Source organism: Vibrio cyclitrophicus, assembly GCF_024347435.1.
Taxonomy (GTDB): Bacteria; Pseudomonadota; Gammaproteobacteria; order Enterobacterales; family Vibrionaceae; genus Vibrio; species Vibrio cyclitrophicus.
In genome coordinates this window covers 2,335,383-2,361,198 of record NZ_AP025480.1, presented here as the reverse complement: position 1 = coordinate 2,361,198, position 25,816 = coordinate 2,335,383, and the positions used below count along the sequence as shown (strand labels likewise).

Annotated in this window: 11 protein-coding genes; 6 read left to right on the top strand and 5 right to left on the bottom strand. The window is 47.2% G+C overall.

Annotation, left to right across the window (positions count from 1 at the left end; all coding sequences use genetic code 11):
• Nucleotides 1-55 precede the first annotated feature (55 nt).
• The 6 genes from OCW38_RS10325 to hflX all read left to right on the top strand — a co-directional run bounded on the left by OCW38_RS10325 (nucleotide 56) and on the right by hflX (nucleotide 7,592).
• Complete coding sequence (locus OCW38_RS10325) at nucleotides 56-1,501, top strand: ATP-binding protein (protein ID WP_046209530.1); 1,446 nt, start codon at nucleotides 56-58, stop codon at nucleotides 1,499-1,501.
• Nucleotides 1,502-1,611: 110 nt separating this feature from the next.
• A complete protein-coding gene (locus OCW38_RS10320; protein ID WP_004736057.1) occupies nucleotides 1,612-2,859 on the top strand; it encodes an ABC transporter substrate-binding protein in 1,248 nt (415 codons plus the stop codon).
• Between the two features lie 181 nt (nucleotides 2,860-3,040).
• Nucleotides 3,041-3,979, top strand: a complete 939-nt coding sequence (locus OCW38_RS10315; RefSeq protein WP_010439457.1) for a carbohydrate ABC transporter permease — start codon at nucleotides 3,041-3,043, stop codon at nucleotides 3,977-3,979.
• Nucleotides 3,976-4,833, top strand: coding sequence for a carbohydrate ABC transporter permease (locus OCW38_RS10310; RefSeq protein ID WP_009848502.1), 858 nt, complete (start codon nucleotides 3,976-3,978; stop codon nucleotides 4,831-4,833). The genes OCW38_RS10315 and OCW38_RS10310 overlap by 4 nt, the downstream gene beginning before the upstream one ends.
• 6 nt (nucleotides 4,834-4,839) lie before the next feature.
• Entirely contained in the window at nucleotides 4,840-5,952 is a 1,113-nt protein-coding gene (locus tag OCW38_RS10305; protein ID WP_010439463.1) for an ABC transporter ATP-binding protein, read from the top strand.
• A gap of 272 nt (nucleotides 5,953-6,224) precedes the next feature.
• Complete coding sequence (gene hflX, locus OCW38_RS10300) at nucleotides 6,225-7,592, top strand: GTPase HflX (RefSeq protein WP_010439465.1); 1,368 nt, start codon at nucleotides 6,225-6,227, stop codon at nucleotides 7,590-7,592.
• A gap of 97 nt (nucleotides 7,593-7,689) precedes the next feature.
• Here the strand turns inward: hflX and pfaD are convergent, their stop codons facing one another.
• The 5 genes from pfaD to OCW38_RS22985 are packed head-to-tail and all read right to left on the bottom strand — an operon-like array spanning nucleotide 7,690 to nucleotide 25,389.
• Nucleotides 7,690-9,327 (bottom strand): eicosapentaenoate synthase subunit PfaD, encoded by a 1,638-nt coding sequence (pfaD, locus tag OCW38_RS10295; RefSeq protein ID WP_065100444.1) that lies wholly within the window; start codon nucleotides 9,325-9,327, stop codon nucleotides 7,690-7,692.
• A 30-nt stretch (nucleotides 9,328-9,357) separates the two neighbouring features.
• Nucleotides 9,358-15,294: a hotdog fold thioesterase gene (locus OCW38_RS10290; protein ID WP_261893955.1), complete on the bottom strand. Its 5,937-nt coding sequence runs from the start codon at nucleotides 15,292-15,294 to the stop codon at nucleotides 9,358-9,360.
• Entirely contained in the window at nucleotides 15,291-17,348 is a 2,058-nt protein-coding gene (locus tag OCW38_RS10285) for a PfaB family protein (RefSeq protein WP_171343965.1), read from the bottom strand. Before OCW38_RS10285 ends, OCW38_RS10290 begins: the two co-directional genes overlap by 4 nt.
• Nucleotides 17,348-25,198 (bottom strand): type I polyketide synthase, encoded by a 7,851-nt coding sequence (locus OCW38_RS10280; RefSeq protein WP_261893953.1) that lies wholly within the window; start codon nucleotides 25,196-25,198, stop codon nucleotides 17,348-17,350. The genes OCW38_RS10285 and OCW38_RS10280 overlap by 1 nt, the downstream gene beginning before the upstream one ends.
• The gene (locus OCW38_RS22985; RefSeq protein WP_017098773.1) at nucleotides 25,198-25,389 is read right to left on the bottom strand and encodes a hypothetical protein; all 192 of its coding nucleotides are present in this window, start codon (nucleotides 25,387-25,389) and stop codon (nucleotides 25,198-25,200) included. The genes OCW38_RS10280 and OCW38_RS22985 overlap by 1 nt, the downstream gene beginning before the upstream one ends.
• Nucleotides 25,390-25,816 lie beyond the last annotated feature (427 nt).

Sequence of the window (25,816 nt, the reverse complement as noted above, 5' to 3'; positions counted from 1 at the left end):
GAACTAATGCTAATAGAGTCATTTCCAATGAAGTATTCCGGATAAAGTATCTCGCATGAAGTGGTTGAGTAGATTAAAACCAAACTCCTTGGTCGCAAGAACATTGTTGCTGACCTTGTTAGCCGTTGTGATTGCTCAAGGTATCGCTACATCTATTTGGTATAGCGAATCCAAACACAAAGAACTGGAGGGGATTCGTTCTGCCTCGTCGAGCATGGCAAACATGTTTGCCTCAACGGTGACTTTCTTCCAATCTTTGCCCGTCAAGTATCGTCATATCGTATTAGATCAGATCCGCAATATGGGCGGTACGCGCTTCTTCGTTTCTTTCAATAAAGAGGCTTTGATTGTTGAGCCTATCCCTGACACCCGCTTAAAAACCGCATCGATAGAAGCGATAGAAAGTGTTTTAAGTAGCAAGCTCAATAAAGTCGAATCGGTAAGGGTCGACTTTTCGCGACCTGAGCATCTTCGTTTGCTTAAAAATGATATCTATTTAAGCGACCTCCCGCGATCGTGGGCACATCATACTCTAACGTTAGAACCTCTCAATCCTCCTATTCTGGTTGTCCAAATAGAATTAAAGAGCCATGAATGGGTCTATATTGCGGCGTTGTTGCCTGCGCCTTATGTAAAGCTCGACGATACAATTCTCGGTCGGGAACAGGTGATTTTCTTAGTATCTTCAACGCTCATTCTGCTTGTACTTACCTATTTTATGATTCGTCGCCAAGTGCGTCCTCTCAAAAAGTTAGCAAGAGCGGCTAATGAAATGAGTATGGATATTCAGCAGCCTCCGCTTAACGAAGAAGGGGCAACAGAACTGGTCACCGCGACCCGAGCTTTTAATCGCATGCAGCAACGGATTCGTCGCTATGTTGCCGACCGTGAACATCTTTTCTCTGCTATTTCTCATGACTTAAAGACACCTATCACCCGACTCAGGTTACGGGCAGAATTGTTGGAAAGTGAAGTAAAGAAAGACAAATTCAATAAAGATCTTGATGAGCTTGAGATGATGGTTAAAGGTGCTCTTCAGGCTGTGAGAGACACAGACCTTCATGAAAACAATGCCATTATCGATCTCAACGAGATGATGCTCTCTGTAATTGAACTGCACAACCAACATCAAACCTTAGTTGAGTTTGAGCCGTCCGTGGTTGAACCGTTAGTCGCCAAACCATTAGCCATAAAACGTGTGCTGACCAACCTCATAGATAATGCGGTGAAATATGGGAAATCAGCTGAGGTAGATATCGGTAGTGATTCTGTATGGGTGGTTGTGACGATTCAAGATCACGGTAAGGGTATCCCTGAAGACAAGTTAGAGTTGGTTTTCGAACCCTACTTTAGGCTCGCAACCGATGACCAAGGACACGGACTTGGCCTCGGGATCTGTCGAAACATTCTGCATGGACACGGCGGAGATCTCATTATTCGCAACTCCTCTCATGGTGGCCTAGAAGCCAAAGTCTATATACCAAGAGGCTTAGAAGTATAATGTAACAATTGTGTTACATAAGTCTTACCTTTTGTTTCAATCCTAAAAATCAAAATAAGTAGACTCTTTATTGAACCGGACGTCGAGTCCGCTAAACATGGAAGATTATAATGAAAATCAATAAAACCCTACTTACTCTATCTCTTCTTGCTGCCTCAACATTTTCTCAAGCTGGTGAAGTGGAAGTGCTTCACTGGTGGACTGCCGGTGGCGAAGCGAAATCCGCTGCGGTACTGAAAGAGATGATTGAAGAACAAGGCCATACTTGGAAAGACTTTGCAGTGGCTGGTGGCGGCGGTGAAAGTGCGATGACCGTTTTAAAAACGCGAGCAGTATCAGGCAACCCACCATCTGCAGCGCAGATCAAAGGTCATGATATTCAGGAGTGGGGTGGTTTAGGTTTTCTAACGTCTCTCGATGCAACAGCGAAACAAGAACAGTGGGATGAACTACTACCAGAAGTAGTGACTAAAGTGATGAAGTGGGATGGTGAATATGTCGCGGTTCCTGTTAACGTTCACCGTGTTAACTGGCTTTGGGCTAACCCTGTTGTTTTAGAAAAGTCAGGCGTTACGGTTCCAACTACGTTAGATGAGTTCTTTGTTGCTGCAGACAAGATTAAAGCGGCTGGCTTCATTCCACTGGCTCATGGTGGCCAGCCTTGGCAAGACGCGACGGTATTCGAAGCAGTAGCACTTGATGTATTAGGCAGTGAAGATTACAACAAAGCGTTCGTTGATCTTGATATGGATGTGTTATCTGGCGACAAGATGGTGGAAGTCTTCACCAAGTTCAAAAAGATGCGTGACTACATCGACAGCAACTCTCCCGGTCGTGATTGGAACGTAGCAACGTCAATGGTTATCAATGGCGAAGCCGCGATGCAAATCATGGGTGACTGGGCGAAAGGTGAATTTACTGCGGCAGGTAAAGTGCCGGGTAAAGATTACATCTGTGCACCAGCTCCAGGTACTGACGGCCAATTTACCTTCAATATCGATAGCTTTGCGTTCTTTGAGTTAAGTGACAAAGAGAACCAAAAAGCGCAGCAAGACCTAGCGAAAACCATTCTTACCAAAGATTTCCAAGAAGTCTTTAACCTTAACAAAGGTTCTATCCCTGTACGTCTAGATATGGATATGTCTAAGTTTGACCAATGTGCGTTGGACTCAATGGCAACCTTCAAAGCAAGTGCTGAATCGGGCGATCTTGTTCCGAGTATGGCTCACGGCCTAGCGACAACAAGCTACGCTCAAGGCGCTATCTATGACGTAGTGACCAATTTCTTCAATGAGAAAGATGCCGATCCGAAACAAGCGGCAGCTAAGTTAGCAAAAGCAGTGAAAGCGGCTATCTAATCAAACTTGATAAGTGACACACAACGCACGTGAGTGTCGGGTTGTGTTGCTTTATCGAACCCCCAGGGTGGGTAGGCTCGTAGGGAGCCTATCTGCTCTTCACTCCCAATTCTAATATGCGTGATGCTGATGTGGTGCCGAAAGGTAAGCCATTGGCTCGATTGTGCAACAAGGATAAGTTATGGAGCATGTTTTGACTGAGTCGACTCCAAAACCCACAAGGAGCCAGCCGGCACCGAAACCGAGTTTTGCTGACAGGTTGCAACATTGGTTACCTAAAATTGTGCTGGCGCCAACTGCGTTAGTGACCGTGGTGTGTATCTACGGTTATATATTTTGGACGGCAGCTTTGTCGTTCACCAACTCTCGATTTCTGCCGAGCTTTAACTTCGTTGGTTTAACCCAATATGAAAAGCTGATGGATAACGATCGCTGGATCACCTCAATCACCAACCTCGGTGTGTTTGGTTTTCTATTCATGGCGATTGCTATCTTGTTAGGTGTTGGTTTGGCTGTGTTGCTTGACCAAAATATCCGCCAAGAAGGCGCGATTCGTACTATCTATCTCTACCCAATGGCGTTGTCATTCATTGTGACGGGTACGGCGTGGAAATGGATTCTTAACCCGGGTCTTGGCATTGAAAAGCTGATGCAAGACTGGGGCTTTACTGACTTCAAATTCGATTGGCTCGTCAATTCTGAAATGTCCGTTTACACCTTGGTTATCGCAGCACTTTGGCAGTCTTCTGGATTCGTGATGGCGATGTTCTTAGCAGGTCTGCGTGGCATCGATTCTTCAATCATCAAAGCGGCTCAAATCGATGGGGCAAGCTTACCCACTATCTATCTCAAAATCATTTTACCTTGCTTGCGCCCTGTGGTTTTCAGTGCGGTGATCATCACCTCACACATTGCAATTAAGAGCTTTGACCTTGTGACGGCAATGACGGCGGGTGGCCCGGGTTATTCATCGGATCTTCCAGCGCTATTTATGTACGCCCACTCCTTTACTCGCGGACAAATTGGCCTTGGTGCTGCCAGTGCCATGATGATGCTTGCTGGTATCTTAGCGATTCTCGTGCCTTATCTTTACTCTGAACTTAGGGAGAAAAAGTCATGATGAATAACATCAATTTTGCTCGAATCTTTATCTATTCAGCACTGCTTTTCTTCTGCTTGGTGTATTTAATGCCACTGTTTGTAATGGCGCTGACGTCATTCAAAACTCTGCCTGACATCAAGGCGGGTAACTTAATGAGCTTGCCGAAAGAGTGGGTTTTCGATGCTTGGTATAAAGCGTGGGATACCGCCTGTACGGGCGTGAAATGTGAAGGTATCAAAGGCTATTTCTGGAACTCGTTCCAAATGGTGATTCCTGCGGTTGCGATTTCAACATTGTTGGGTGCATTCAATGGTTATGTAGTGACGAAATGGCAATTCCGAGGCTCGAACCTGTTCTTCAGCTTGCTGTTGTTTGGTTGCTTCATTCCGTTCCAAGTGGTGCTACTGCCGATGGCAACCATGCTTGGCAAGATGGGCTTGGCTAACACGACCATTGGTCTGGTGATCGTGCACGTTATCTACGGCATGGCGTTTACGACCCTGTTTTTCCGTAACTTCTATATCTCGATTCCTGATGAATTGATCAAAGCGGCAAAACTGGATGGTGCAGGCTTCTTTACCATTTTCTTCAAGATCTTATTACCGATCTCAACGCCAATCATCATGGTGACGGTGATCTGGCAGTTCACCGCAATCTGGAATGATTTCTTGTTCGGGGTGGTGTATTCGGGCTCAGAAACTCAGCCGATCACCGTGGCATTAAACAACCTAGTCAACACCAGCACAGGCGTTAAAGAATATAACGTCGACATGGCTGCCGCGATCATCGCCGCACTGCCAACGCTGTTGGTGTACGTCTTCGCAGGAAAATATTTTGTTCGTGGCCTAACGGCAGGATCAGTAAAAGGATAATTACCCATGGCAACATTAGATTTAAAACAGATCCGTAAAACCTATCGCAACGCGGACAACGAAACGTTAAAGGGCATCGACATCAGTATCGATTCGGGGGAATTTTTGATACTTGTCGGCCCTTCGGGGTGTGGGAAATCCACCCTAATGAACACCATCGCTGGGCTCGAGAATATTAGCTCGGGTGAGATTGTAATTGATGGTGTAGACGTGGCGCAGGTAGAACCTAAAGATCGCGATATTGCGATGGTATTCCAGTCGTACGCGCTTTACCCAAACATGACGGTACGCGGCAATATCGCTTTCGGTTTGAAGATCCGTAAGATGCCACAGGACGAGATCGATGCAGAAGTAAACCGAGTGGCTGAAATGCTGCAAATCGAACAGTTGCTGGATCGTAAACCGTCGCAACTTTCTGGTGGTCAGCGTCAACGTGTCGCGATGGGGCGCGCCTTGGCTCGTCGTCCTAAGCTGTATCTGTTTGATGAGCCGCTTTCTAACTTGGATGCCAAGCTGCGTGTTGAAATGCGCCACCAGATCAAACGTTTGCACCAGAAGCTGAATACCACGATTGTTTATGTAACCCATGATCAGATCGAAGCTATGACTCTTGCAGATCGCATCGCAGTAATGAAAGACGGTGAACTGCAGCAACTCGGTACTCCACAAGAGATCTACACCAAGCCAAACAACATGTTCGTAGCGGGCTTTATGGGGTCACCATCAATGAACTTCATTAAGACCATGGTGGATTTGGATGAGGAACAGAATCCAATTATTAAGGTTGTGGGCACTGCCGAACAAGAACACCACATTCGATTGCCACAGAGTATGCGCGACCAAGATGGCAAGGAATTGGTGATAGGGCTACGTCCTGAGCACATTACCGAGCAAGAAAGTGATGATGTTTCTGCCTCCACAAAGCTAGACTTACAACTGGAGGTGCTGGAACCGACAGGGCCAGATACCATCGCAATGGTTAAAGTGAACGATCAAGAAGTCGCGTGTCGTTTGTCGCCAGAGTTTGAAGTATCGGTTGGTCAAATGGCACCGCTGCATTTTGACTTATCAAAGGCGGTATTCTTCGATGCTCAAACCGAAGCGAGAATCGACTTCTAGTTGCTGAGTTAGTTTAACAATCAAAGTTCATGTCTAAATCAAAGGCAGTATCACCAACTACTAATAAGTAATGTGATGCTGCCTTTTTCGTTGTCTATACTTGCTTTTTATCCCTTATAAAAACAGAGGGATAAACGATATATATGCTTCTACTGCAATAATATCTTGATTTAGTATCCCTTAGCTCTATAAAGCTGACGTAGAAACGCGTAGGATCACACTACTTTAGACCAAAAACTAGGTTGCACCTTGGTGCATAAACAGAAGAATACATGAAACTAACAGCAAAACCAGCGGCGAATAACGCTTTACTTATTTCTATTACGACACCGGATTTTAAAGGTGACGAAGCAAAAGAGTCTCTTGCCGAACTTGCTCGCTTAGTGACAACCCTAGGGTTTAAAGTCGTCGGTACACAATCGCAACACCACAGTTCATCTCAAAGACAGAATGTGTTGGGTGCAGGTAAGCTTGCCGAAATTGCACATCTAACTGGTTACCAAGGCTCTATTGAAGAAGCTGAAGATGAAGACTTTCTTGATGAGTCGGGTTTGTTTGATTCTGAAATCGATGAGTTAGATTTTGATGATCTTCCAACGGGCAACTTCCAATACGGTGCCGCTGATGTTGTGGTATTCGACTGTGATTTAAGTCCATCTCAAATGCGTACTGTTGAGGCGAGTTTGGGTGTGGAAGTATTTGACCGTACTGGTATCATCATCGAAATTTTCAGCCGTCACGCTCGTACTCGTACTGCTCGTCTGCAAGTTGATATCGCTCGTCTAAACTACTTAGTGCCGCGACTGCGTGAAACGGCTGAGGGTGATAAAGAGCGTCAAATGGGTCAGGGCGCCGGTGAAACTTCACTTGAGCTAGACCGTCGTAACGTACGTGACCAAATTGCTGCGCTTAAGCGTGAGCTAGTAAGCGTACAAGATGAAATGAAGACCCGACGCACAAGGCGTGCGGAGCTTTTCACTGTTGCTTTAGTTGGCTACACCAATGCCGGTAAATCTTCGATGATGCGAGCAATGACCGCAACCGAAGTGGTGGGTGAAGATAAACTGTTCGCAACGCTAGATACTACGGTTCGTGCACTTCAGCCAATTACTCAACCGCGTATCCTTGTTTCAGATACGGTGGGTTTTATCAAGAAACTGCCACACGATCTGGTTGCTTCATTCCACTCAACGCTAGCAGAAGCGCATGATGCTTCATTGCTGCTTTATGTGGTTGATGCTTCTGACGTTTCATTCCGTGCACAGCTTGATGTGGTACACGATGTATTAGCACAAGTGGGCGTTGAAGGCAGCGAAAAACTGTTAGTGCTGAATAAGTGCGATAGATTGACTGAAGAGCAGCAATTAGAGCTGATCGAAGAATTCCCAGATGCGATGCTAACGTCGACTCGTGATCCGCTAGATATCACTAAACTGCACAAGTACATCGTTGGTGTTGCAGAAGAGGGCATGATCGAAGAAGAGATCACGATTCCTTATTCTGGCCAAGGCATCATCGGTGAGATTCGCTCAAACATGAGTGTGGTTAAAGAAGAGTACGATTACGAGTGTATTAAGTTGACTGTTCGCTCTAGTGAAATTGACTTAGCTCGACTGAAAAAGCGTATGCAGAAATCTTAATCTCTTAGCTAGTTTAAGAAGAATAACCAAAAGAAAAGCGACCCGTTAAGGTCGCTTTTTTTATTCGTTGAGCTTAATTAACGCTGTATTGAAATGCCTAGGCCATTCTTTGCGTCGGCTTCCAGCGTGCTAGTTCCGGATCAAGCTTGATACCTTGCGAAGTCAGCAGGTTAACACGAGCCAAGTAGGCTGCGCCGTGCATTAGGTGTTTTGCTAGGTCGACTGCATTACGCTGCTGGTAATCATCTAGGTAGCTGTCTTTCGCCCATGCGTTGAATGCGCCAAGTGCAGGGCCAGCCCATACTTGGTAATCCATCTTACGACCTTGTTCGCCGGTGTTTGACCAACGGCTAGAAAGACCCAAGTACCAACGGAAGATCAACGCCATTTTACGCTTTGGGTTGCCTTCAGCGCGTTCTATCTGTTTAGGATCGCGCTCGTTAAAGTGCGCCACAGTCCCCGCCCAAATATCATCTAGTGTTGAACGGAATACTTGCTTCTCAAGTTTCAGGCGCTCTTCTACTGGAATCGCTTCAATTGAATCGTAGCGAGTGTAAAGTTCGTACAGTTTGTTTGCACGCATTGGGAACAAGGTACCACGCTTAACCACTTGCAGTTTCACGCCCATTTCGAACATGTCTGCTGCCGGAGCCATAGTCACGTCAGCCATTTCGGTTGTCGAAAGCAGCTTACGTGTGTGTTCGCTCGCGCCAGCCTCAACACACGCTTGGTTGATTGAACCGGTAACAATGTAAGCAGCACCCATGTTAAACGTCGCTAGAGCAGCGTCAGGCGTACCTACGCCACCACCACAACCGACACGTAGCGGAGTTTTGAATTTGTACTGTGCTTGGATTTGCTCTTTCAGTGCAAGAATCGTTGGCAGTAGAGTAACCAGTGGACGGTTATCGGTGTGACCACCAGAATCTGCTTCTGCGGTAATGTCATCAGCCATAGGAACCAGCTGCGCCAGTTCCATCTGTTCTGCTGTGATTCGACCTTCATCAACTAGAGCTTGCAGCATTTTAGCTGGAGCTGGTTGCATGAACTTACTCGCGACTTCAGTACGGCTTACCTTAGCAATAACCTTGTTTCCAATCTGAATCTCACCTTGTGCATCACGGCTAAGGCCAGCTGCACGGTAGTGAACGATTTGCGGTGTTAGACCTAAGAAGGCAGAAGCCTCAACCGTTTTCACTTTGTGCTTCAAAAACAGCTCTACACTGCCGCGCTCTAGTGCGGGTTCGCTTGGGCTATGAATCAGGTTAAACGCATAAGGGCCGTTTGGCAGTGCTGCTTGGATACGGTTGATCGCTTGCTCAACGCGAGACGGGATTAAGCCCGCGGCGCCAAATGAACAAAGAATGCCAGCTTGACCAAGCGCAATCACCAACTCTTCAGATGAAATACCGTTTGCCATTGCACCTGCATAGTAAGCGTATTTCACGCCATGACAACGGCGAAAATCTTCGTCGCCTAGGCTTTGTGTACCAAGAGCAGGAGCAAAGGCGCTAACAGGTTGGCTGTTCGCTGAGCTTGCTGAATCGCCCGATGCAATCTCAGATTTTTGGCTTACGCCTAAACCTTTTTCTGGGTGGTTCACGACGTAACAAGCAAGGCTTAAGTCTTTCAATATTGTCGACATTGCTGCGTTATCAAAGCGAGTTGTGCTCTCTTCGATCTGCCAAGGCCACGGAGATAGCTTTTCGTTATTGATTGTAGTTTGAGTTGTCATACTAAATTCTTTCCTAGTTCTCTGTCAGGCTTATGCTTCTTCGATACAAATCGCGATGTCTTTCACTTCGTAAATACGCAGACCATCTTTGCTCAGGTTTGCGTCGCCAACGATGATGCGTTTGCCGTCTTCGTCTTTGATTGCAGTGATGTGTACATCCAGTGACATCTGTTTGTTCAGAGGGTTAATCTGACCACGGTATTTCCACTTCACTTCAGATTGGATTTGACCAAACTTAGGATTGCGGAAGCCAGCACCAAGATCTTTATTTAGAGCGTAGGTTTGCATCAGTTCGATGATCGCTTCGACACCTAGAGAACCTGGCATTACCGGATCTTGATGGAAGTGGAACTGGAAGAACCAATCGCTTGGGTCAATCGTACGCTCAGCGTATAGGTAACCCAGACCGTCTTTACCACCATCGCTGGTGATCTGCACCGTATCGATAAAGTTCAAGCGACCGCCAGCCAATTTGTAGTGCTCTTGCACTTGGCCAGTAGCCGAAACGGGTGCATTGAAGTAACGCGTCGTTTTGTCTAACAGATTGATGTTTACATCCGGTGTACGGTTGTTATCAACGTGCCAAGGGTGGGTCACCTTACCGTTGTCCAAACCAAGTTGGTCTTTCAGTGCTGCACCTTTGAAGTAACCAAATACCGCTGTACCTTGGTAGAACGGCACGCCATCGGTGCTCAGTTCGAAGCTAAAGCTCTGTACGATGTTGGTGCCCATCATTACGGTTGAAAGCAGGCGAGAATCGTTGGTGATCGTTTTGCCACGTAAATCGACGTTACGCAGCATTTTGCCGCTGCCGTCTAGGTTACGGAAAAACAGTTCTTCACCTGGGAAGCCCAGAGTGGTGCCCATGTAGCCTGAGATGAAGCCGTTTGGCTGCAATGAAATTTCCATCAATACCGAGTAAGGCATCAAGGTGTGATGGCTGTTTTCATCAAAGTACCATGCGTTTTCTGGCACTTCGTATTCAGCGATACATGATGAAGGCTTTTTGAAGTCACCACGCTTGCCATCGATCTCAACAACACGAGTGGTTAGCTGTAGGTCGCCACACGGAGTACGTGGTGGAATCATTCCGCGGTAGATAGAGAAATCAGGACCGAAACATTTCTCAATATCACCAGTCGCGAATTCGAACATGTGATAAGGCGTGAATGGAACCGTATCAGGTGTGCGGTTTGGGTAATCAGGCGTTACCGGAGCTTCAACGTGTTGAAGAGGAACCACGCCTTTGTTTGGCGCCGTTTCTAGGTCTTCAATTTGAGCCATCAATGGCGCATTTGCTGAAGCTTGTTGGTTCACTGCTGGCGTATGGCCCAAGTTTTCGATAACAGGGGTCGCGACAGCTGTTTCTAAAGAAGGCTGGTAACGGGTACATTCGTCGTCTTCTTTGATCATCACACCCAAGTTTTGGAAATCAACAATCACTTTGCCGTTGAGCAAAATATCGATGTTAGCTTTCGCGTATGGGCGAGGGCTTAGACCAATCTCAGTCACTTCCATGCGGTAAGTCAGTTCTGCCGATTGTGGTAGAACTTGACCACGGCAACGTACTTGTTGAGGGGCATTTTCAAGAGGTTGGAAACGGCCATTTTGAACAAGCGTGTGCATGCCAAGGTGCATCATGAAGAATTGCAGTAGTTGACCACAACCTTCTGCCATCAAAGATCCAGCCATTACTGAGTCATCTTTGAAGTGACAAGGGAAGTACCAGTGCTCAGGCTCTAGCTGTTTGTGACCTTCAATCAGACCAAGTCCCCATGTGCCACCTTGTGGTTCAACACGGCTAACCTTTTCGATCATCATGAACTTCTCTGAGCTGAAGCACAAAGAAGGCTGGTGGCTATTGGATTGGTGAGTTGGGCCAAAACACTCTGCGATGTTTGCAGTCAGTAGGTGGCGCAGCTCTTGGTGGTTAAACTGAGTTTTAGGGCAGTGCAGCATAGGGTCGAAGCGTTGCTTAGTTGCCAGCTTACGCGCCTTGATTTCGTCTTCAGTGTGAATCACACCCTTGCCGTCTGCTAGCTCTTCATCAGTGAAGAAGCCCGCACAACCGTTGTCCATTTTCAGGATCATCTTGTCGCCAACGAAACACTCGTACGAGAAGAAGAACAGCAACGTATCGCCATTGCGAGCAAAGTTGTTGATTGAGATATCGTAACGCAGCGTATCGCCACCACGAGGCAAGTCGCCAAGGAAGGTCAGCGTACAATCAAGCAGGCGATAAACACGCTCGCCTTTGTTTTCAAAATCAATGCCTAAGTAGCTGATCAGCATTAGGTCACACTGACCAGATTCTACCGCAACAGCCCAAGGGATCTGGCCATCAACAAGATACGGCGCATCAACAGGAATGTCGTATTCGGTAGTCATTGTGCTTGGCTTGTACTCGTTGACGGTCGCGTTGAGCTTGGTTACACGAGATACCAATAGGTAGTCGGTAGTTGGCAAGCGAACGCGGCGCGAGTAGCTATCGATGATCGCGTAATCAGGGCCAAATACGTTGGCGATGTCGCCTTCAGCGTATTCAACCAGATCATCATAATCCCAGATACATGGCTTACGGATAGGTTTTACTGGTGTTGACTGAACCTGAGCTGGTTGAGCTGGTTGAGCTTGAACAGGCTGAACTGATGTTTGTTGACCATTCGTTTGTTGAGAAATAGCATTGTTCTCTAAACCAGACGTAACGGCGTTTAGCTGTGCTTTTAATAGTGCATCAGCCATCTGCATGCCTTGGGCACGAGTGTGCAAGAATGCTTTGTGCACTTGCTGCGCTGCTTGCTGGTTTTGAGCAAAAGCTTGGTTGTGTGGTGTTACAGACGGCTGTGATGCTGCATCCGTATTAGCGTTGATGTTTGATACGCCATTTTTAGCGGATAGGACATGAGTCATATTGCTGTGGTTACCTGTTAGCTGACTGTGGCGAGTTGGCGCCAGAGTAGGGGATACTGATGTAGGAGTTTCGATTGCTGGCTCTACCGCGTTCTGCGCTAATGCTTTCTTCTCTAACTCTTTTTGCACAAGAGCTGCTTGAATGCTTGCTGTCGTTGGAACCGACGCCACTCTTGCTGCTTGTTTACCAGAAGCTTTCTGCTTAATTGCAGCCAAGTTAGTCACTGGAGTCTGGGCAATATGTTGATAGATATCGCGACCACCGAGAGTCACTTGCTTAACCAATTGACGTTTAGCATCACTCGCCAGTTCACTGCTTAAACGAACCGATAGTGATTGAGATTCAACACTCGACTGGCTTATTAGCAGCTGTGAACATTGTCCTTCGCTGATGTTGGCAACAATCGCGTTCTTAGAGCTGACATTTGGATTCAGAGACTCAAGGTTCAGGTTGAGCAGACCGTGTAGCAGGCTTGCCATGCCAGAAGCTGCGGAGCAGTGCCCAACACGTAGACTCGCTTGAGTCGTCCTTGTGCTCGCTAAACTTAGAGACGAAGACTGATATGACGAAGACTGATGTAATGAAGATTCAGGTGCATGGTTAAGCTCAAGCAGAGAAACATCGTTCGAGCTCATACCGACTTGAGTCAATAACTCATCAGCCACGGCGTTGTTATTCTCGCTTGAACCAAAGGCCAATGCGTTGATGCTGCCGTAAGCAGTGTCTTGGTTGCGCGCTACTCGGCTTTCTTCAACAAGAACAATTGCACCTGCGCCTTCGCCCACATTCCAACTACCGTCTTGCGGTTGTCCGAATTTTGGAGCAAGTGACACTGGGCTGACGCTGTTCTTCAGAATCACATGTTCTGCACTGCCACTAAGGTCAACGGCTGCAATCACGACTGCGTCCATTGATTCTTGCGACATTAGGTTTTGCGCGACATCGATACAACGAGCAACCGACTGTTCAGCGGCTGAAATCGTAAAGGCAGGGCCGTTAAAGTCCCACAGTGAAGAGATACGCGAAGCCATGATGTTACCAATGAAACTGGTGTATTGGTTCAGCTTGGCTGCGTCCATCACACTGTCCATCGCGATGGTTTCTAGCGATTGGTATTCATCTTGTGTTAGCTCAATCCCCATGTTGGTAAAGCTGTCAGCCAATTGGCTATGCAGGTTTACGCGTCCACGGAATTGGTGCATTTCAAGCTCTGTTTCCATCGCTACCAGTACTGCAACCTTTTGGCCTGCCACGAGCTTGGCGTCTTTGATGGCTTCGTCTGCAACTTTCATCAGTAGCAACTGCTGAGAGATCAAACGGTCATCTTCATTCGGCGGCACTTTGAAGCGTAGGAAATCGAGATCGAATTGATCGATGTACGCTCCGTTTGGAATACCATGTAAACCAAACTGATTCAGTAGTTCTAGATGTTGGTCTAAGCCTTTCCAGCGTTTCTTAGGCAAAGCAATGAAAGCATCGTTGTTGGTCTCAATCGCAGTGCTTAGCGTCTTGATACTTTGCAGAGAACCGAAGTGAGACGCGAGACCAGTAATGCTTAAATTAGACGGCTGTAGGCTTGGAGATGCTGACTCTAGAGTCTGGTTTACATGACTGGTGTCTGAATACGCTTCAAGCAGTAAGTGAGCATTACAACCACCGAAACCAAATACAGAAACACCCGCACAGCGCTCTGGGTTGCCCGCTTTACTTGGCCAAGGTTGAACCTGCGTTGGCAGGGTCTGTGAACCAAATAAACCTTCTGGCGACGATAGTGGCTTGTCCAAATTAATACTTGGAGGAAGCACTCCTTCTTTCATCGCAAAGATCATCTTCATGATCCCCGGCATGCCGGCTGCAGTCAGCAAGTGACCGAGGTTGGACTTCGCAGAGCCAATCAATGGCGGATTAGAACCATTCAATTTGTCAGCAAAGAAACGCTCCATTGAAGTTAACTCAACCTTGTCACCTAATGGTGTGCCGGTTGCGTGACACTCAATCACCTCAATGCTGTCTGGTGTTAGGTTTGATGCTTCGTAAGCGCGTTCAAAGGCTTGGACTTGCCCTTTGCTATTTGGGCTTAATACGAACTGACCACGACCATCGTTCGACAAGCCAATACCGCTGACGACTGCGTAAATGTTGTCGCCATCACGCTCTGCATCAGCTAAGCGTTTTAGGACTAAAACACCGGCACCTTCGCCAGCAAATAGACCTTTACTGTTGCTATCAAACGGAACCGACACACCGTGGTCAGGGTAAGCGTGGAAAATGGAAAAACCCATGTTGATAAAGAATGGGTCAGCACCGGATACCGCGCCTGCCAACATCATGTCGGCCTTGCCCGTATTCAAGTAATCACAGGCTAACTTCAATGAATACACTGAGCTTGCACATGCCGCGTCTAGGCTAAGTTGCACGTTGCCTAGACCCAATGCATCAGCCACTAACTTAGAGGCATTATGTGCTGCAGCACCATTGATAGGGTTGAGGTCTTGCGCGGTTTCATTGGTTGGTAGCAGTGAAAACTGGTCATTAGCTAATTTATCTTTCAGTGCTTTTTCGACCACCGAGTGATACATCGGCAGAAACAGGTCGTTTGAGCGTGTAGTTGGGAACGAAAGGGCACCCATGATCACGCCGGTACGCTCTAAAACATCGGAATTCAGATCAATGCCTGCGTCGACTAACGCCTTACGGCTGGTATCCAAAGCCCATAGGAAACTCTGGTCAACACCGTTGAACGATTCTGCTGTTAAGCGGTAGCCATTGCTATCGAAATTGAAGTTTTCGATGTAGCCGCCTTTGTCACAGTAAAAGCGGTCTGATTCACCTTGCACACCCTGATAGCTTTCAGGCTTAGCACCTAGCTTTTCAGCGCTTAATGTGGTCCGAGAATCTTTTTTATTCAGCAAGTTTTGCCAAAAGTCTTTTGGTGTATCCGCTTCTGGGTATTGGTTAGCAATACCAACAATCGCGATCTTATTGCACTTCACTTGCTGCTTATTCTTAGCTTGAGCCTGAGCTTGATCTTGAGATGGCTTCGATTGAGAACTCATACTAGCTCTCCTTGATGATTCACTGCGCTGCCTTGAGATACACCACTTAATTGCTTAGCGGCGGTGACCTGTTGTTCTAGCCCTTGAATAATTGGCTCGACAGACAATGGAATTTGATGAGTAATGAGCTGACCAATGCACTTGATGAGCGTGACAATATCGTCACCACCTTTGGCATTGGAAGCGATTGTGCAGTATTGGTCGGCTACGTTGTCGCTACGATTGATCTTGTCGATCAATGTGCTAGTTTGACGATCGGCACCGACTTCTACAAACAGGCGAGCACCTTGTTGACGTGCACTCTGGATCAACGCGGTGAAATCCAGCGTTGAACAGAAAGTGTCGGCAATCGAAAGGGCGATGCTGTCGCTGTCGATATTGATTGGTGCGCCAGTCGGTAGACCTGCTGCGCTGATAAAGCGGATATGCTTTGGCAACTCGTCGAACAGTGGTTGCGTGTAAAACTCTTGCACTTGGCTATGCTGGCTCAACGCTGGCGTGGTGTGCATTGCAGTAACACGGTTAGCGGCAATGCCACGTTTACCCAGTTTCTTGAGCAATGCACGACATGAGCTTTCACAACCTGCTAGCACGCAAGTATCACCTTGGATGATAGCGAGATAAGCACGCGGAAACTCTGGTAACAGAGCCTCAATCGCTTGCGCATCACTGCGAACCACAAAGCTGTTCCATTGGATGCTTTCGTCGTCGTTCAGCTGCCAATCTTGACGCACGGCTGTGAGTTCACCAGAAATAGCCGTGGTGAAAATAGGGCTAGTTTGAGTCATCTCAATCAGCGCATGTGGGTTTTTCCAAACATTTAAGCTGGCCCACATGGAGGCTTCACCCTTGGAGTAACCCAAAGCGAAATCTGGCTGTACTTTGAATTCATCACATAGCAGTTGTGTTAAAAGATAACTACTGCCCACACCTGCAATTGCCAATTCACTGAGCGACATTTCTTGCGAGTCTTCAGCGTAGGTTTTGTCAGCCTGCAGCATCTCTTTCAAGTTACCTTCGCGCTCTAAACGAGCAAATAACTGTGGGAAATGGTGGTGAAATTCACGCAACATGCCGGGATAAACCGTGCCAACACCTGGGTAAACAAATGCAACGCCACCTTTGCTTTGAGGCATCGGTGAGAAACAACTGCCTGCCGGAGTTTTGTATTGGCTATTGTCAGCCATTACTTTTGGCAGCGCATTTTCTAGCGCTGTGATTTCTTGCAATGCAGCATCAATTGAAGCCGCTTGAATCACGATGTTCGCGCTAAGGCCAGCATTGTGCTGAACGCTTTGAAAGTGGCTTAGGTTTGAATGCATCAAGGTGGCGATAGCAAGTTCACGGTCTGCCGATTCGTTAATGCACTTAAGCTCTTCTCTTAACGAGGTTAACTGAGAAACCAATTCAGCTTGTTCGTTGCCTGAAACCACAAACATCAAACGCTCGCTAGATAGCAATGGTTTTGGTTCTTGCAAACCGGTCGCTTGAGTCAATATCAGGCTGGTGGATTTCTGGTTTTCTTCGCTGAAAGTTAACGCAGCAACACGTGCTTTGTTCGGCTCAGTGAACCAGTAATTGCTCGGTAATGAATAGCTCGGCAATGAACGGCTCGATATCGCATTAACCATATTCAACAACTCATTAAACTGCTGCGAAGCAGATAGGACGGAGTATTGCTGTTGATGGCTTAAATCTGAAGCGGGGCGGCGTGACATCTCTAGAGCAAGCTGAACGCTATCTCCATTCTTTAGATCGAGAGTTTCGGCAAAGCCCGCTAAATTTGCGTGTGGGTGAATCTTATTCTGAGCAGCATTCAACGCACTTAACATCAACAATGATGGTGAGTGAGAATCCAAACAAAGTCTAACAGCAGTACCTTGATTTACAGTCTCAATCGCACGGCTAAGTGCTTGATTAAAATTGCCATCAACCACAACAGTTATCATGTCTGGGAACGAGGGGAATAAGTCGGCAGAAAGCTCAGCCGCGTTTGCTGGCTGAGCTAAAAGAGCGATGCGCAATGGCATCGCTTTATTAGTAGGAACAGTCACTATGACAATTGCTCCTTTTCTGGGTTCTTAGTCGCCTCTTTTTTCGATACTGCTGAGCTAGACTTCGGCAAAAATGCGTCGTTTAAGCTCTTGCTGATGGTGACTTTTGCACCTTTCATTACTGCGCTTAAACGACCATCTTGGTGGTAAAGCGAGATATCAGCTTGCAGCGAACGAGCCGTGCTTTTTATCACGCTCAGCTCTAGCCAACCTTGGTCACCATTGTGCATCGGTGCGTAACAAATAAACTCACCGATTGCAGACGGTAGGCTTGCCGCGCCGTATTTCAATCGAGCCCATACCAACATGGCTTGCAACAGATAATCTTCAGCAAATGGCTGGCTATCGCCAAAGCCTTGCTTAGGAATAAATGCTCCGCAGTCGCTGTTTTCAATCTGGGGCAACTGGCATTGAGCCAATAAGCCTAAGTCGTCAAAGTGTTCGACTGAGGTAATACCTTGCAATCTTGGTCCATGAAACAGAGTGCCGTCACTGTATAGAGCTTGTGCCGTTGTCACAGGTGCTGAAGTGCTGGCTTCAAAACGCTTTTCTGACGCTTGTTGAACATCTTCAGACACTTGCACAGAGGCCACTTGCAACTGAGCTTGATACTGTGGTCGCCCTTGGCAACTGATCACCGCTTTTAGCTGATCTTTTGATTTAGCGTCAGAAGAAAGAACCAGTTTCAGCTCTTGCACTTCATCGGTATCAAAAATCACACCCTTAAGCAGTTTGTAGTTGTGAACGCTAACGTTCACCCCTAACAGTTGCTCTGCCACTTCACGCATCCATTGGATGGCACACACTGTCGGTAACACAGGGTTACCGGCAATGCAGTGATCTTGAATGAAAGGCAATGCCTTTGGATCAAGATGACGTGTCACAGTGATGCTTGTATTCAGCGGACTCTTTGCAAGATGCACAGACTCCGCATTAAGCTTTTTTACAGCAGCTTCCTTGTTGTCAGAACCTTGCATGCTCGTACCAACCAGCAGTTGAATGCCAGTTTCGTTCAGTAGTTGAGAACTAAATAGCTCTGCACCCGCCTGAAGAGGAATCACGTAAACACCGCGCTCTGTGAACATACGTTTCAGTGCTGCGTTGACCATGCCACCGTCCCACGGTCCCCAGTTGAAGCTCATCACTTTCGCTTGAGGGTTACGAGCAGACAGTTGTAGAGCCGCTTTGTTTAGGATCTCGTTAGACATCGAGTAATCACTTTGGCCAGTGTTTCCGTAGAAACCCGCCGCTGAAGAGAACATCGCAATCAGTTTTAGCTTGCTGCTATCAAGACCACCAAGAACCGCTTCTAGCCCGCCCACTTTCGTGCCGTAAACCATGTTCAGTTCATCAAGTGTTTTATCTTGAATGTGTTTGTCAGCCAGTACACCTGCACCGTGGATAAGACCCGTGATGCCGTCGAAATTCGCCAGTGTTTTCGCTACAGACTCATGGTTCGACACATCTAGACTTAGGTATTCAGCGCTCGCGCCAATCTCGTTGAAAGCGGCAAGTGCTGCGTTGATTTCAAGGCTGCTCAATACAGGTTTTAGCAAGGCATCAACTTTCTTCGGCGTTGGTTTGTCACCTGTTGCTTGTAGGTGAGCAATAGCCGCTGGTTTTAGCTCTTTCTCTTGTTTGCCTTGTGCCCACTGAGGTAGCTCAGCTGAAGTAATATGCTTACTACGACCTGCAAGAATGAAGTGAGATTTGCATTGCTTAGCAAGCGTCAGTGCACATTCAAACGTTACGCCTTTAGCGCCACCTGTCACGAGAACTTTGTCGCTCTTGGTGAGTTGAGCGCCTGTGTTTTTGGTTTGAGCAGCACCTGGTGTTGCCGCAATCAATGTTGCACGACCAGATTCACCGTTTTCTGCATGGCTAAGGCCGATTTCAACCGTGTTGGTATCGATATCGAACAATTCGCCTGTGATAGCTTCAGCTAGGTGACGAGCATCAATAGAAGCGTCAGCATCCAATGCGCGGCAGAACACGTTTGACCATTCATGGCTCAGTGTCTTAGTTAGACCAGACAACGCGGCTTGGTTAAGTTCTGCATTCGCTAATTGCTTAGTATCTAGGTAACCAAAGCCACCATCGATACGGCTTAGCGTGAAGAACACACTACGACCAGAAACGGTATTCAGCTGACCATTTAGGTGCTTCGCGAATAAGAACGCTGTGGTTAGTGAAGCTCTTGAGTCTGCATTCAAGTTAACCGCTTGCTCGTTGCTTTGTTTCGCATCAACGATAGCTTGTAAATGAATGAAGCCAGCAATCACTTTGTTCGACGTTTTAAGGTCTGCTTCGATGTCGTTAATCACAGCTGTCACACCAGCATCATCGACGCTGTTGAGTGTGTAGCTTGCGATTTCACTGTTTAAAGGTGACGCGGCAGAAAGAGCACTACGCACTACAGCAACTTGAATGCCGTTAGCGGTCAACTTTTCTGCTAGAACACCAGCGTTGTGACCATCATCTGTGATCACGACACAAGCGTCTTTTGAGAAACAATCGACGAGTTTATCTGCCGCTGGTAGCTTTTTTAGCGCTACCTCATTGTGTGGAGGAAGTTCCGCTGTCGCTGTTTCTGCGATAGGCGTTACTGATTCAGCTTTAGCAGTCGCTACAGGTGCAGCAGCGGATAGCTTGCTTTGCATGTAGGTAACGATTTCACCAAGAGTCCGACACTCAGCTAAGTCTTCAGGGTTTAGCTCTGGCAGCGTTGGTAGCTGGTCTTGAACCGTACCCAAGATCTCAACGCGTTTGATTGAGTCGATACCAAGGTCTGCTTCCATGTCCATCGCTAGGTCGAGCATTTCTGCTGGGTAGCCTGTTTTGTCGGCAACCACTTCCATCATTGTTGATTGAACGTGAGCTGGGTTTAGGTCGTTGCTTGCGCTTTCTACAATTGCCTCTACTTCTGCAGCAGGAGCTACTGTCGCTGCTTCCGAACTAGGAGCTAACTTGCTGTTCATGTAGTCAACGATTTCACCCAGAGTACGACACTCAGCTAGGTCTTCAGGGTTTAGCTCTGGCAATGTTGGTAGCTGGTCTTGAACTGTTCCAAGGATCTCAACACGTTTGATTGAGTCGATGCCAAGGTCTGCTTCCATGTCCATTGCTAGGTCGAGCATTTCTGTTGGGTAGCCTGTTTTATCAGCCACTACACTCAGCATTGTGCTTTGAACTTGTTCTGCGTTTAAACTGTTTGATACTGCTTGCGCTGGTGCAGATGCTTGAGCCGCTACTGGAGCAGAAGCTGGAAGCTTACTGTTCATGTAGGCTACGATTTCGCCCAGAGTGCGACATTCAGCTAAGTCTTCAGGGTTTAGCTCTGGAAGAGTCGGTAGCTCGTCTTGAACTGTACCTAGAATTTCAACACGTTTGATTGAGTCGATACCAAGGTCAGCTTCCATGTCCATTGCTAGGTCTAGCATTTCAGTCGGGTAGCCCGTCTTCTCTGCCACTACTTCTAACATGGTTTTTTGAACGACAGCCGCATCTAGACCATTGCTAGCTGTTGCCGGAGCAACTACTGGTGCTTGTGAAGAGACTGGAGCAGAAGCCGGAAGCTTGCTGTTCATGTAATCAACGATTTCGCCAAGAGTACGACACTCAGCTAAGTCTTCAGGGTTTAGCTCTGGAAGAGTAGGCAGTTCATCTTGAACCGTACCAAGAATCTCAACACGCTTGATTGAATCGATACCAAGGTCTGCTTCCATATCCATTTCTAGATCAAGCATTTCCGTTGGGTAACCTGTCTTCTCAGCAACCACTTCTAGCATGGTTTGTTGAACGACTTTCGCATCAAGACCGTTAGCGGCTTGAACAGGAGCGGCTGCGCTTGACTGTGCTGCAACAGGCGCTGATGCTGGCATCTTGCTGTTCATGCTTTTACTGTTCATGTAGCCGACGATTTCACCAAGAGTACGACACTCAGCTAAATCTTCAGGGTTCAGCTCAGGTAGATTCGGCATTTCGTCTTGAACGGTACCAAGGATCTCTACGCGCTTGATTGAGTCGATACCAAGGTCTGCTTCCATGTCCATTTCTAGATCAAGCATTTCCGTTGGGTAACCCGTTTTCTCAGCGACCACTTCTAGCATCACTTTTTCAGCATCGGCTGTTTGTACTGCTACAGGTGCAGCTACAGGAGACGGTTGTGCTTTAACTGGCACAGGCTGAGCTGCAACCGGTGCTGCTGCTTGAGCGGCTACTTGTGGAGCAGGAACGGCTTTCTGTAGTGGAGCTTTCTGAGTTGTTGTATTTTGAACCGGAGCAGCTTGAACAGACTGAGCTTGTACAGGAGTCGCTTGTACTTGAGCTACAGGCTGTTGAACGATAGCTGCTGGAGTAGTTGGAGCTTGAATCGCTGGTTGAGCATTTACTGGCGCAACGAAGGTTGGTTGTGCCGTTTGTACTGAACCTTGTGTCAGCATATTAAGTGCTGAGTTGTTGCTGTGCGCTTGCATTTCTAGGTAATGAGCGTGAGCTTTTAGCGTTTCAGCTTGGTGCTGGTGGAACATTTCCATAGAACGCTGAAGGTTCTCAGGAATTGCTACGCCTGCCGTTGCCATTTTCGCTTGCTCAGACATTAAGGTGTTGAATGTGTCACCGTATTGCTGAGGAATCGCCAAGAACTGCTGATGTACTTCTGCTGCTTGTTGTTGAGCATTGAAGAACGACTGCAATGAAGATTCATCAACCGTTACGTTAGACGGGGCTGTTTGAACCACTTGAGGCTGCTGAGCTGTTGTTGCTACTTGTGCGCTTGGTGCTAGAGCAGCTGACTGTTGTACATTTGAAGCTTGAGGAGCAGCCACAGGTACTTCAACGATTTCTGTTTTGATCACTTCTTTTTCCACGATTTTCTCGACTTCAACTTTCACTTCAACAATCTCAGTCTTTTCGGTGACGTTGCCCGAAGCCAATGATTGATCCATTTTCTTACGAGTAGCAGGGCTGATGTAGTTGGTTGCATTCAGCTTGATGTTCATTGGTGATGCCTTTGCAGGTTCAGCAATGTCAGCTTGGTAAGGGTCAATGTTGTCTAGTGAAACACCTGCCACGCACAGTTGAACCGCCGCCAAACGAAGCTGTTGGTCACTGTCGCCTTTAGGACTTGGGTTGATGCTGATTGCGTAAAGCTCTTCGTTCTTATCCGCTAATGTTTTCTCAACCAGCTTTTGAAGAATGTTTTTCGGACCGAACTCTACGAATACGCGCGCGCCTGCTTCATACATTGCTTCAATTTGCTCGCTAAAACGAACCGATTGCAGCATGTGTTGCTTGAACGCTTTCTTGATCGCTTTCGCGTCTTTGCTGTGCAGTTTGCCCGTTGCGTTTGAGTAAAGCGGCAGCGTTGGAGCGCTGAATGAAGCTTTATCAATTGCAGAAGCAAATGGTTTTTGAGCGTGGGCAACAAGTGGTGTGTGGAAAGCACCAGACACTGGCAGAGCAATCGCTTTGAAACCTTGTTCAGTTAGCGCTTGTGCTGCTTGTTGAACCGTCGCAGTTGGACCTGCAATAACCAGTTGAGTCGGAGCGTTGTAGTTCGCAATACTCACACCTTCGAATTGGCTGATGCAGTTTTCAACGGCTGTAAGCTTGTCTGCGTCTAGGATGACCGCAAACATAGTACCGCTGTCGCCTTGTTCAGGTGTCGCTGCCATCGCATCGCCACGAGCGAAAGCTAGCTGGTAGTAATCGTCTTGCGAGATAACCCCCGATGCACATAGTGCACTTAGTTCACCAAAGCTATGACCTGCGACCATGTCGGCTTTGAAGCCAGCTTGAGTCATGATGTCGAACTGACCCATAGACACAGTACCAATCGCACTTTGCGCATTGGCCGTGTTGGTTAACACCGCTTCTTGAGCCTTGGTTGCTTCTGGTGTGAAAGTTGGAATTGGGAACAGAATTTGCGACAGAGCCGTTTTCTTGTGCTGACCAAATACTTGATCCGCTTGAGCAAGCTGTTGGCGCATTTCAGGATAATGACAAGCAAGCTCGCGACCCATGTTTAGGTACTGCGAACCTTGACCTGCAAATAGCGCTGCCACTTTACCTGCGCCGTTTGCAGCAATCAGTGCCGACTCACGGTAGCTAGTGCCGTTTGGCATCTGCCAATGTGCTTTGGTTTGGCTCTCAAGCATAGAAACCGCTTGAGTCAGTTGCGCTTGAAGGTCTACTTGGTCAGTGACAACTAAACCAATACGAGCATGCTTAGCGTCAATTTCGCGTAGAGCGTGTTGCTCAGCAAGCGCTTCCAGCTTGAACGCAGCATCTGCAGTTTGAGTTGAAACCTGTTTTAGTTCATTGATCAGTGCTTGACGAGATTCTGCGCTGAATAACAGAGTTTGCGGTACTTGGCACTGACGGTATTTGTCACCGCGAGCGTGTTCTGGCGTGTACTCTTCCAATACAACGTGGAAGTTAGTGCCACCAAAACCAAATGAGCTGATACCTGCACGGCGCGGTGTACCGTCGACACGTTTCATCCAAGGACGCGTTTGTGTGTTTAGGTAGAACGGTGAGTTCTCGATATCCAACTTAGGATTCGGAGCCGATACGTTGATCGTTGGCGGCAGTACTTTGTGGTGCAGTGCTAATGCAGCTTTGATTAAGCCAGCAGTACCCGCAGTTGATTTAGTGTGACCAATTTGAGATTTCACAGAGCCTAACGCAATGTGTTGCTTCTCTTCATTGTTCTCACTGAATACCGAGTTTAGGCCGCCAAATTCAGCAACATCGCCTGCTGCTGTACCTGTGCCGTGCGCTTCTAAAAGGCCAAGCGTGTGCGGTGCGAAACCAGCATCATCGTAAGCGCGTTTCAGTGCTTTTGCTTGTCCTTCAGGGCGAGGCGCGTAGATACTCTTGAACTTACCGTCCGAAGAAGAACCGACACCTTTAATCACTGAGTAGATTCTGTCGCCGTCGCGCTCAGCATCTTCAAGACGCTTCAGAGCAACCATGCCGATGCCTTCACCAATCATCATGCCTTTTGAGTCGATGTCGAAAGGTTGAATGGTTTCATTAGTTGTGAATGCAGGGGTTTTAGAGAAACTCATGTACATGGTTGGCGAGTTATCAGTACACACGCCACCTGTGATCATCATTTCACTGCGGCCTTCAACTAGCTCACTAAGAGCCATGCGCATTGCGGCTAGAGAACCTGCACACGCAGCGTCTACTACACAGTTGATGCCACCAAGGTCAAAGCGGTTAGCAATACGACCTGAAATTACGTTACCCAATGAACCAGGGAGTGAGTTCTCTTCCCAGTGGATGTATTGGTCTTGGAATTTTTTGATCAGCATTTCGCTGTCGTCGTCGCTGATACCACTGCTCTTGAAGACTTTTTTCAAAACAGGGTACTGAAGACGAGCATTTAGGCTTTGAGCGATCTTCTGACCACCACCAACACCGAGCGTGATACCGATCTTATCGCGATCGTAGCCTTCAGGCAGTTTGGCATCTTCAAGTACTTCTTTTGCAACGATCAAAGAAAGCAGCTGTGAAGTATCTGTCAGTTCTAGGATATTTGGCGGAAGACCGAACTCCATTGGGTTGAAGTCTACTTCTGGGATGAAACCACCGCGCTTACAGTAAGACTTGTCTGGCGTAGTACGATCTGAATCGTAGTAATCTTCTGGACGCCAGTGCGTATCTGGTACTTCAGTAATCGCATCGATCTTTTCGCTGATAAGATCCCAAAATTTATTCAGGTAGCGAGAGTTTGCAAACATGCTCGCCATACCAACGATAGCGACAGGCATATCTTTAAGGCGTTTATTCAGTCGAGAATCGTCGACTGGTTCCGGTGTATTTGTCTCGGGTTGGCTCATTATGAGTCTCCACTAGAAATCACAGAAAGTGATGTCGTGTTTTGAGGCTGCGCTTTTAAAGCTATAGAAAGAAAATCTGAAACAGACTTAGGGAAGCGCAGCTGAAAATTCAGGTTGCTGAGTGGCGGCAACCAGATAGAAATTAGTTTTTCGAAGTGCGTTGACTTACGAGAGTAGGGGAGGTGTTTCATGTGCGAAGAGAGCATTCGAATGTGAGGGTCATGTCCATTAAAATCCTGTCCAAAGTACTGCTTTTGTGCAAAGCAGGTATCCGCAAAAAAAACGTGTGAATTTGTTTAATGGTTGAGCAGGCTACCCGAGGTGAGTAGTTGATACAATGCTCCCAGCGGCCACTATGATCTGTTCAGACCAGATGAATCGAATGTGTTTTTGATTTTTGTATTTTTATTGTATTTAACTTATTGATATTTAATGGGTATGAATTGTTTTTTAGTGTTTATACTCTATTTTTTGACCTAGTGAGATCTATGTCAGGTTTTTGTAAGTAAGGTTTAATAGATGACTGTTTAACAAGGCTGAGTGTGATCTATGTTTTAATTTGTTATTATTTTAAAATCAAGTTCCAAGCTCTCATATGAAGGATGTTTCCTTCCCGAT

What these genes read in the sequence shown, in the direction of transcription:
- OCW38_RS10325 (WP_046209530.1), top strand. Translation starts at nt 56, where the DNA reads ATGAAGTGGTTGAGTAGATTAAAACCAAACTCCTTGGTCGCAAGAACA.
- OCW38_RS10320 (WP_004736057.1), top strand. Translation starts at nt 1,612, where the DNA reads ATGAAAATCAATAAAACCCTACTTACTCTATCTCTTCTTGCTGCCTCA.
- OCW38_RS10315 (WP_010439457.1), top strand. Translation starts at nt 3,041, where the DNA reads ATGGAGCATGTTTTGACTGAGTCGACTCCAAAACCCACAAGGAGCCAG.
- OCW38_RS10310 (WP_009848502.1), top strand. Translation starts at nt 3,976, where the DNA reads ATGATGAATAACATCAATTTTGCTCGAATCTTTATCTATTCAGCACTG.
- OCW38_RS10305 (WP_010439463.1), top strand. Translation starts at nt 4,840, where the DNA reads ATGGCAACATTAGATTTAAAACAGATCCGTAAAACCTATCGCAACGCG.
- hflX (WP_010439465.1), top strand. Translation starts at nt 6,225, where the DNA reads ATGAAACTAACAGCAAAACCAGCGGCGAATAACGCTTTACTTATTTCT.
- pfaD (WP_065100444.1), bottom strand. Translation starts at nt 9,327, where the DNA reads ATGACAACTCAAACTACAATCAATAACGAAAAGCTATCTCCGTGGCCT.
- OCW38_RS10290 (WP_261893955.1), bottom strand. Translation starts at nt 15,294, where the DNA reads ATGAGTTCTCAATCGAAGCCATCTCAAGATCAAGCTCAGGCTCAAGCT.
- OCW38_RS10280 (WP_261893953.1), bottom strand. Translation starts at nt 25,198, where the DNA reads ATGAGCCAACCCGAGACAAATACACCGGAACCAGTCGACGATTCTCGA.
- OCW38_RS22985 (WP_017098773.1), bottom strand. Translation starts at nt 25,389, where the DNA reads ATGAAACACCTCCCCTACTCTCGTAAGTCAACGCACTTCGAAAAACTA.